The organism is Aliivibrio thorii (assembly GCF_057368585.1).
In genome coordinates this window covers 1,452,071-1,461,452 of the sequence record NZ_CM170655.1, presented here as the reverse complement: position 1 = coordinate 1,461,452, position 9,382 = coordinate 1,452,071, and the positions used below count along the sequence as shown (strand labels likewise).

Genomic DNA, 9,382 nt, shown 5'->3' with positions numbered 1-9,382 from the left:
AATTGCTGTTTAAACCTTGTATTTTGATCGGGTTAAAATTTTAGTAAATTTTTAATGGTGTTTTCTTGCTCAATTGTATTTTGTTGATAATGTAAACGTTAACATTAATCTAAACCTAAGGATAAAGTAAAATGGAAACAATTGCATACGGTGATTTTGCAAAATTAGATATTTGTGTTGGAAAAATTACAGAGGTAAAACGTCACGATAATGCAGATAAACTTTACATTGTACAAGTAGATGTGGGCGAGAAAAGTCTACAAACAGTGACCAGTTTGGTTCCTTATTACACTGAAGAAGAATTAATGGGTAAGCAAGTCGTTGTCTTGTGTAATTTAGCTAAAGCGCAAATGCGTGGTGAGACGTCAGAGTGTATGTTGCTGTGTGCAGAAACAGAAGACGAAAGCGAAAGTGTACTGTTAACTCCTGAGCGCTTAATGCCTGCTGGGGTTAAAATCGTTTAATGTGTTACAAGCTTTACCTATAAATGGGGCCGTGAGTTAATTACATTTATGCAATAAGTCTAGAAATACGTGCTTTCTAGGCTTATTCCTTCTAAGCTTCTATTTTTAATCGCTATCTACTTTTATTTTGATTAAATATTATCCAATTACTGTTGGTGTAGTATGAATAATCATCAATTTCTATATTATTCGGTTTATCAATCCGCTTATTTTATGTTTTTCGTTATTTAGTGCTTTAATTCACATTTTTATCTTTATGAAGTCTTTTGTTGTTAACTTATTGTTACTTAATAAGGTATGGTTTGGTTAAATTTCAAGCTGTATTCATAAATTAAAAAGGATTTTATATGCAAGGTATCGTTGATTTTCTCAATGGCATAATCTGGAGCCCAGTGCTGATTTATCTCTGCTTAGGTTCTGGTCTCTTTTACTCTCTTCAAACTCGTTTTGTTCAAATTCGTCATTTTAAAGAAATGTGTCGTTTACTGGTATCAAACAAAGAATCAAGTAAAGGTATCAGTTCGTTTCAAGCATTAGCGGTATCACTGTCTGGCCGTGTAGGTACAGGTAATATTGCAGGGGTTGCGGCGGCTATCGGGTTTGGTGGACCGGGTGCGGTATTTTGGATGTGGGTGGTTGCCTTTTTAGGTGCTGCGACGGCGTATGCTGAATCAACATTAGCGCAGATTTATAAAGAAGAAGATGAAGGGCAGTTCCGTGGTGGGCCGGCTTACTATATCGAAAAATCAATGGGTCAAAAATGGTACGCATGGATCTTTGCTATTGCGACTATCTTTGCGTGTGGTGTGTTACTTCCGGGCGTGCAATCAAATAGCATTGGTAATGCAGTTGAAACCGCGTTTGGTACGGGTGGCATGATTGATACAGGCATTGGTGTATTCAGTTTTGCAAAAATCTTTACTGGTGCTGTGATTTCAGTGATCCTTGGCTTCATCATTTTTGGTGGCGTTAAACGTATCGCTCATTTCACTCAAATAGTTGTGCCTTTCATGGCGTTAGCATATGTCATTCTTGCTTTTGTTATTATCTTATTAAACATTTCTGAAGTACCAACAATCTTTGGGATGATCATCGGTGATGCCTTTACTCCAATGGCCGGTTTTGGTGCTGCAATTGGTTGGGGTGTTAAACGTGGGGTTTATTCTAACGAAGCAGGTCAGGGGACTGGCCCTCACGCTGCGGCAGCGGCGAGTGTTGAGCATCCTGCGCAGCAAGGTTTAGTTCAATCGTTCTCTATTTATATTGATACTTTATTGGTTTGTTCTGCAACCGCATTTATGATCTTAATTACGGGTACTTATAATGTTCACGGCAGTGGTGAAGAGGTATTCTTAGTTCAGAATCTAGCCGCGAATGTTGGCGCAAATGGCCCGATGTTTACTCAAATGGCGATTGAAAGTACGTTGCCTGGCATTGGTAAAATATTTATTGCTTTTGCTCTGTTCTTTTTTGCTTTTACTACCATTCTTGCTTATTACTACATTGCAGAAACAAACATTGCTTACATTCGTCGTACGTTTAAAGTCGATGGCATGATGTTTATACTTAAAGTCGTAATCATGTCAGCGGTATTCTATGGAACCATTAAAACTGCAAATCTTGCATGGGCGATGGGTGACGTTGGTGTTGGTTTAATGGCATGGTTAAACATTATTGGTATTTTGATTATTTTCTTTATGTCTAAGCCTGCACTTAAAGCGTTGAAAGATTATGAAGAACAGCAAAAAAAAGGCGTGACAACCTATACGTTTGACCCAGTAAAATTAGGCATTAAAGGTGCAACATATTGGGAAGGTAAGTTAGAGAGAAATAAGAACAAATCAAGAGAGAAGTAGCTTTTCGATATGAATAAAAAAACGGCCCTAATATGAGGGCCGTTTTTATTTTTAGCTTTTATAGAATTGCGTTAATAGTGTTATCTACAATGTCTACAGATTGCGTTATTTCATGTCCTACGGCTGAAGGGTACCAAACTTCTACCCAAATCTTATCAACGTGGTTGGGTAGCATGACGCTAGTTTGAAATTCTGTCTCATCATTCATGGGGGTGATAATGAATTGAGATGTGTGGTCGACAACACCATCCTTAAATTCACTATACAGAGACATAAATCCTCGTTCACTTTGAGAGCTTGCAACAGAGAGAGTGATGCTTACTTCTCGCTCTGTTGAAAAGGTAAAGCCTTCTGGTATTGATAATTCACTTGTTTTTATTCCATTTACCTCTTCAGCGGCTGGAACTGCAGAGTCAGTCCCTGGCGCTGCGCCTCCGCCAGAAGAAGAACCAGATGACGAATCACTACAAGCGGCAAGAAAAGTGAGAGCTGTAATACCTAATAATAAATGTATATGTTTCATGGAGCCTCCTTGTTAGTCATCTGTTGACCAAGTTTTGTCGCCATTTGGATTTAGGTACCACGTTGGTTTCGAAGTTCCTCCTGAGGTAGCCCACTCGGCAAAATCTGGATACGCATTACTAATATCAATGTACTCTGATGGGTGATTCCAAGGTGATGAAATTATGATACCCCATGGTAGGTTACTAGTAGTACGGTAGTATTTACTGCTTGCTGAATCTGAATCATCGTCAGCAGTACCGTAGAAGTCCTCAACCAAAGTCCCTCTTGTCGTTGGTGGGAAATCTGAGGTATGGATCTCTAATTCTTTACCTGGAGAGGTAGTGAAACTGTCTCCATGATATGAGCCATGACCGGGACCAAAAATAAATGGGTCACCGCCATTAAGTGGCATTAATGAGCTAACACTAGGTTCGCTTCCTTCGTTGAATGGAAGAGAAATACTGAACGTCATTTGTTCTGACTCTAATGATGCACTGCATGATGGATTTGTTCGATGGAATTGACACTCGCCATTAATTGGAATGTCATCCAACAGGTTTAACGATGCAACGACAACAAGATCTCCAGATGGCGAAGCGATATCTTTATCTTCTCCTGTAAATGGTGAAATATTTGGTCGTGTTGCCCCATTTTTTTCTAATCGAGACAATGAAAGGTTAATGTCTGATTCATTAAATCCATTGAGCTTCCAACCTAAACCGTTACCATAAGAGGCGCCATACGCAGTAACAGTACCAGTAAGATCGAATCGTAGAACTTCATCATCTTTACTTATGATAGTGGTACGATAGTAGGTAACAACATCATTAAGATCGAAGTCTCCAGTTTCTGGCCAGTTATCCTCGAAAGCGGCAGTATAATAGTTTGAATGTTGAATTGTTGTTCCTGGGTCTGTAACACTAAATACGTAATCCTCTACTTCACCATCACCAGCATACCCAGTGCTTGGAATATTTGGACTGCTAGATAAACGGAAACGAGTTTGGACGGAGCCAACAATAGCGTCACTGTCTACACGTATTGGGATAATTTGTTGTCCATTGGTTACGGAATGGTTCTTGATGATTTGCTCATCTTCATCAAACGTCCCATTCATATTCCAGTCAGCCCATGCTTGTAGGTAACCACTGCCGAAGGCGTTTACTCTGATTAAAGAATCTAAGCCTTTTTCTAAGCTTGTTAATACAGTAATACCATCGTCATCGTTACCACCAACATCGAGATCATCCCCATTGGATGCGATACCCGGTTGACCATCAGTATCAGCATCAATGCTGCTCCCTAAATATAAACTTGAAGAGAGTGCATGCTCGGCCCCATTGTTTGCTTGTAATGTACTGTAGCTATCAGGAGCATCACCAAAATCAGATTCGTCTGAACTTGTCACTGGTGGGATGAATTGGTCTAAGTCCCAATTACCATCAAAAGCGGAGAAAATAGGGTTTGGAAAAGAGCTTCCGCTTGTGGTAACCGTTTCAAATTGAAGGGTGACAATTGACGTATTTTTAAAGGTAAATTTAACGGCACCAGATGTGTCTGTTTCGTTGTAGTTTGTTCCTGGTCCTGTGAATAATACAGATTGCCCGTCAGCACTTTCTTCAGCGGTTAAGCTTGCGCCAGCTGAGCCTGTTTGGTAGCTATAAAAACCTTCGCTTTTGAACACTCGGACTTGTTCTGATTGAACTGGTTCACCATCAATATCGTAACCAATCATGTCAAATTCAGGTACGGTATAAGGCACAGAGAAGGTACCTGATAAACCATCAGTACCATCATAAAACTCAAAGGTATAAATTAAACCAGCAGAACCAGCGGAGTTAACTTGATAGAGAAAGCCTATATCTCCTTCTGGTTGGCCGCCACCATCTTTATAGTTTGGTGTGTGAAAAAGGAAGGTAGCGTCACCAAATATTTCACTACTTACTTTTGCATCAATGGTCTTTCCGTTATGAGTACCAACATTAAGGAAGTGCATAACTGGACCATCATAAGAGGGACCAAAACTGTTACTTAAATTGGTCGATTCGATATGATTTGAGAAATCTAAATCTACTGAGGTGGCATAGATGGGCGCACTCGCTAAAGTAAACGCAATAAGGGAAAAAAGCTGTTTATATTTCATAATAAGCCTCTACTTTTTCTTGAATGAGGAAATGCCCTCAACACAATGAATAGATACATAACTTGAAATTATGCGGTAAATAAAAACAACTAGAATTTTCTAATAAATGAACTCAGCCTAAGTTGTGGTAGCTACTTCTAGCGAGCAGTAATTTGTTAATTCCTTTAACGTACCGTTTTCTTCAAGTAATTATGATTGAGCAAAATGTATACCATTTGTTTTTTATCGAAATAAATTGTATTGCTTTTTTTAATTAAACTCTTTAATTATCAAATGATTATGGTGTTAGCTTTTACTGGAGTAATAAGGTTGTTTTAGGAGAAGAGAATCTGTTTTTTCATAATAAGAATCAAATTGCTAGATGAGAATCAATTTAGAAAAGCTCAACGATTTAACTTATTTATCAATCGGTATTGAATTAATGCAACATATCTAGACTATGGTTGTCTTATTTATTATTCTTTTTATGAATATTTAATGGTGGTTTATATATGAGATATTTAAGTGTGCTTTTCTGTTTTTGGAGTAGCCTATCTATCGCTGATTCTGAATTGATTTTACATCCTACGGATCAGAAACATAACGATAAAGGTTGTGCAAGTATTGTTTGTAATAATGTAATTAAACCAGAAAGTGTGAGTACGGCTGGGGATTTTCCTGAGCGTTCGAGGAATGAAACTCTTTCAGCGTTAGGTAATGTTGCTTTCATTGCTGGTGAGGTTGGGTTCGCTGAAAATCTTCAAGAAGAAGAGCCTGAGTTAAATACACTATCTGAATAGGTGTATATTATTGTAATTAAATCGGTGCTCTATTTTTTTCTTCTGGTAAAATGGTCGTCTATTTAATTTTGATTGCAGTAAGTGAAAAATGGGTATTCAACGTATTAATCCAAGCGAAAAATGGTCTGATGTTACTGTCTTTAATAAGATGGCGCATTTTGTTGAAGTTGCTTATGATGAAAGTGCCGATATGCAAGGTCAAACCGAACAAGTTTTTGCACAAGCAGAAGAAATACTAGCGAGCGTAAACAGTGATAAATCACGATTAGTGTCGGTTACTATTTATGTGACGGATTTTGCTAATTTAGCGGTATTTAATGATGCGTGGATAAAGTGGTTACCAGAAGGGTGTGCTCCTAGCCGAGCATGTTTAAAAGTTGAGCTAGCCGATCCTGATTATTTAGTTGAAATTGCATTTGTTGCAGCAGTTAAGTAGCTAAAAATAATAAAATCAAAGTACTCGGTGTTTACTGAGTACTTGTTAGATGAGTAGGCTTTATTTATCAATAACGTATGATAAAACTATTAATAGTCTTTTACCTGTTATCTTATCTAATAGTAGAACAATAAATAATCAATCAATATTTGAGCTTTACAATCTATTGCCTTTCCTTTAGTTTAAGGACAATTATTTTCATAGAGTGTGTAAGTTATGTCTATAGACATCAAACAATATCAAGTAGATTTACTCTCTGCTACTAAGCATAATGCTTATACATTCGTCTCTGTCGTCGTTGTCATTTACTGATACTGACGATTTTGTTATTCGTCAGTTAGGCTGGCGGATAAGAACCTTTCTTTATAATCTTCTAGCCAAATTGACACCACGTTTCATTTTATAAGGGTATGTCGTTTGAACAGAAGAGATCTCGCCGCTATCGGCTTCATGACATTTGCACTATTTTTAGGTGCAGGTAACTTAATCTATCCACCATTGATGGCTCAGCAAGCTGGTGACAATTGGCTTATCGCTATTGGTGGCTTTCTATTAACTGCTGTTGGTCTACCTGCAATCACTTTGGTCGTATTAGGCCGTTTATCTTCTGCAGATAAGCTTACATCAGCTTTACCAAAGTGGATGGATCGTTCATTTTGGTTCTTGGTACTAACCACTCTGGGGCCTGCGTTTGTATTGCCTCGTGCCGTTACCGTTGCTTATGAGATGGGCATTAAGCCTTTCTATTCAGGTAATGGATTAATGGTATTCTCTGCTTTATTCTGTGCATTAACATTATGGCTTGCATTGAAGCCAGGTAAATTAGTCGATTACATCGGTAAAGTAATGACACCAGCATTGATTGGTATGTTAACCATATTAGTGGTCGCGGCATTATTTAATCCATTAGGTTCTCCAAGCCAAGCTATTGATATTTACGAACAAGCGCCTGCAGTAAATGGGTTAATTCAAGGTTATATGACATTAGATGCTATCGCAGCGGTAGCGTTTGGTTGGGTGATAATCCAAACGATTCGTAGTAAAGGGGTTGAGAGCAAAAAAGCCATCTCTTACTACACATTACGAATTGCAGTTATTTATTCAGTATTGATGTCATTATGTTACTTAGCAATGGGTTATTTAGGTTCAACCTCATCAGAGATTGCAGAAAATGCCAGCAATGGTGGAGAGATTTTAACGCGTTATGCGGCAGGGGAGTTTGGGGTATTAGGTCAACTTTTATTAGCGGCTATCACTTTAATGGCATGTTTAACGACGACGATCGGCTTAACCAATGCAAACTCTGAGTACTATAAAAATACTTACGGCATCACGTTTAAAGTGAGTGCTACCGTGATCATGGTATTAACGGCAATTATTTCAAACGTAGGTTTAGAGACGATCATCGAAGTGAGCTTACCTGCGATTCTTATCTTATGTCCGATCGCTATCGCATTAATTATTGCGATGATTTTAATACCTGAGAAAGCAGGTATAGATAAACCAACCATTTCAATGAGCCATACAACGGTAGTATGTATTGCCGCTTTGTTTGGGACGATTGATGCGCTGCATATTTTAGAAAAATTGCCTGAAGGCATGGACGCGTTTTGTGAGCAATGGCTACCGTTGTATTCTTCTCATACTTCATGGTTGCTTCCTGTATTTATTACTATTTTTATTAATAAAGTCTTCAATAAAGCAATGTCAAAGCGTGTTGTTGTAAACAATTAGTCTTTAGAAATAGACTTACTCTTGTGTATTGATAAAGAGCAGCGATAATAGCTGCTCTTTTTTATTTTTAGAATAGGGTTGCTTGATTATGTTGCCATTAATTTATCATCCAATTTACTCGCAATTAGATCTTCCTGAAGGACATCGCTATCCTATTCAAAAATATCAACGTTTATATCAAGCCATTCAATCTCACCATTCTTCTGAACAGTTTTGTTATTTTGAACCAAGTGCATTTACAGTTGACGCCATTAAGCAGGTACATGATGAAGCCTATATTAATGCTCTAGTTTCAGGTTTACTGCCTGCAGCTAAAATGAGACGTATTGGATTTCCTTGGAGTGAATCATTAATTCAAAGGACATTAACGTCGACTGCAGGGACATGTTTAACCGTTGATAAAGCATTAGAGTATGGATCTGCAATTCACTTGAGTGGTGGATATCACCATGCTCATTACGATTTTGGTAGTGGATTTTGTTTGGTGAATGATTTAGTTGTTGCAGCGCATCATGCATTAAAGCGAGAGGGTATTGATAAGGTACTTATTGTAGATAGTGATGTGCATCATGGTGATGGGACAGCAACGCTTTGTGCTGATAAAGAGGATATTATTACTGTCTCTTTTCATTGTGATAAAAACTTTCCCGCACGTAAGCCTAGGTCAGATTATGATGTTCCATTATTGATTGGTACTCAAGATGCTGAATTTTTAGAAGCGTTTCAACAAGTCGTTGAAATGGCAATTAATCATCATCAACCAGATCTTATTATTTATGATGCAGGCGTAGATATCCATATTGATGATGAACTGGGTTATTTGGATATATCGACACATGGTTTATATCAAAGAGATTATTGGATGAATAATATAACTAAGCAAAAGAATATTCCGGTTGCGTGTGTTGTTGGTGGAGGTTATCGAAGTAACCATCAAGATTTGGTTGAACCTCATTTACAATTAGTTCGTGCATTTTTAATTGATATATAAAGTCGATATATTTTTATATGTAATAAAAATAAAGTATCAATGATATAAAATACTGAAATGTTAAGCGTACTATATTTTAAATAAATTAAGTATTATTGATTTATGCATTCATATTTATAGCTATACACTTAATGTTTATTTCTTTCAATTAGTCATTTTTTAGATAAAGATAGAGAGGGTAATGAATTTTATTTAATGTGATTTACTTCTCGTTTTTATTTTTCATGTTATTTTAAATCTTTTTTTTATGATGTTTTATCTCCTTTTGTTTTGGTTTAAGTTTTTGATTTTAAATTTATTTAAATATGTTTCTCTTGTTTTTGTAGGTGTTTTAAATTTATTGTTGATGCATTTGTTACCGGTGTCACACTTTGATTTTGCGGGTACAAAAATCCAGTAAATGCTTTAAATATCAACTTACCAAACGCCTCTTTAATTCATATTATTTCCTCATCAACTTAATGCAGCTTGAATT

The 9,382-nt window shown here is 37.1% G+C and carries 8 protein-coding genes; 6 read left to right on the top strand and 2 right to left on the bottom strand.

Annotated features, from left to right (window positions below; translation table 11 throughout):
- Positions 1-131: 131 nt before the first annotated feature.
- Together AC2IP4_RS20720 and AC2IP4_RS20715 are read left to right on the top strand one after the other, a co-directional pair.
- Positions 132-464 carry a tRNA-binding protein gene (locus AC2IP4_RS20720; protein ID WP_375320403.1) on the top strand — a complete coding sequence of 111 codons (333 nt, stop codon included), beginning with the start codon at positions 132-134 and terminating at the stop codon, positions 462-464.
- Between the two features lie 347 nt (positions 465-811).
- Complete coding sequence (locus AC2IP4_RS20715) at positions 812-2,320, top strand: alanine/glycine:cation symporter family protein (protein WP_375320404.1); 1,509 nt, start codon at positions 812-814, stop codon at positions 2,318-2,320.
- A gap of 58 nt (positions 2,321-2,378) precedes the next feature.
- Here the strand turns inward: AC2IP4_RS20715 and AC2IP4_RS20710 are convergent, their stop codons facing one another.
- Together AC2IP4_RS20710 and AC2IP4_RS20705 are read right to left on the bottom strand one after the other, a co-directional pair.
- Positions 2,379-2,843, bottom strand: a complete 465-nt coding sequence (locus AC2IP4_RS20710) for a hypothetical protein (RefSeq protein ID WP_486307592.1) — start codon at positions 2,841-2,843, stop codon at positions 2,379-2,381.
- Positions 2,844-2,855: 12 nt separating this feature from the next.
- Positions 2,856-4,967, bottom strand: a complete 2,112-nt coding sequence (locus tag AC2IP4_RS20705; protein WP_375320406.1) for an LruC domain-containing protein — start codon at positions 4,965-4,967, stop codon at positions 2,856-2,858.
- 491 nt (positions 4,968-5,458) lie between these two features.
- Here AC2IP4_RS20705 and AC2IP4_RS20700 point away from each other — a divergent pair, with 491 nt between their 5' ends.
- From AC2IP4_RS20700 to AC2IP4_RS20685, 4 genes are all read left to right on the top strand, one after another.
- The gene (locus AC2IP4_RS20700; protein ID WP_375320407.1) at positions 5,459-5,746 is read left to right on the top strand and encodes a hypothetical protein; all 288 of its coding nucleotides are present in this window, start codon (positions 5,459-5,461) and stop codon (positions 5,744-5,746) included.
- Between the two features lie 88 nt (positions 5,747-5,834).
- Positions 5,835-6,182 carry a RidA family protein gene (locus AC2IP4_RS20695; protein ID WP_375320408.1) on the top strand — a complete coding sequence of 116 codons (348 nt, stop codon included), beginning with the start codon at positions 5,835-5,837 and terminating at the stop codon, positions 6,180-6,182.
- Between the two features lie 417 nt (positions 6,183-6,599).
- Positions 6,600-7,916 (top strand): branched-chain amino acid transport system II carrier protein, encoded by a 1,317-nt coding sequence (gene brnQ, locus AC2IP4_RS20690; RefSeq protein ID WP_486307591.1) that lies wholly within the window; start codon positions 6,600-6,602, stop codon positions 7,914-7,916.
- An 88-nt stretch (positions 7,917-8,004) separates the two neighbouring features.
- Positions 8,005-8,907: a histone deacetylase family protein gene (locus AC2IP4_RS20685; protein ID WP_375320410.1), complete on the top strand. Its 903-nt coding sequence runs from the start codon at positions 8,005-8,007 to the stop codon at positions 8,905-8,907.
- Positions 8,908-9,382 lie beyond the last annotated feature (475 nt).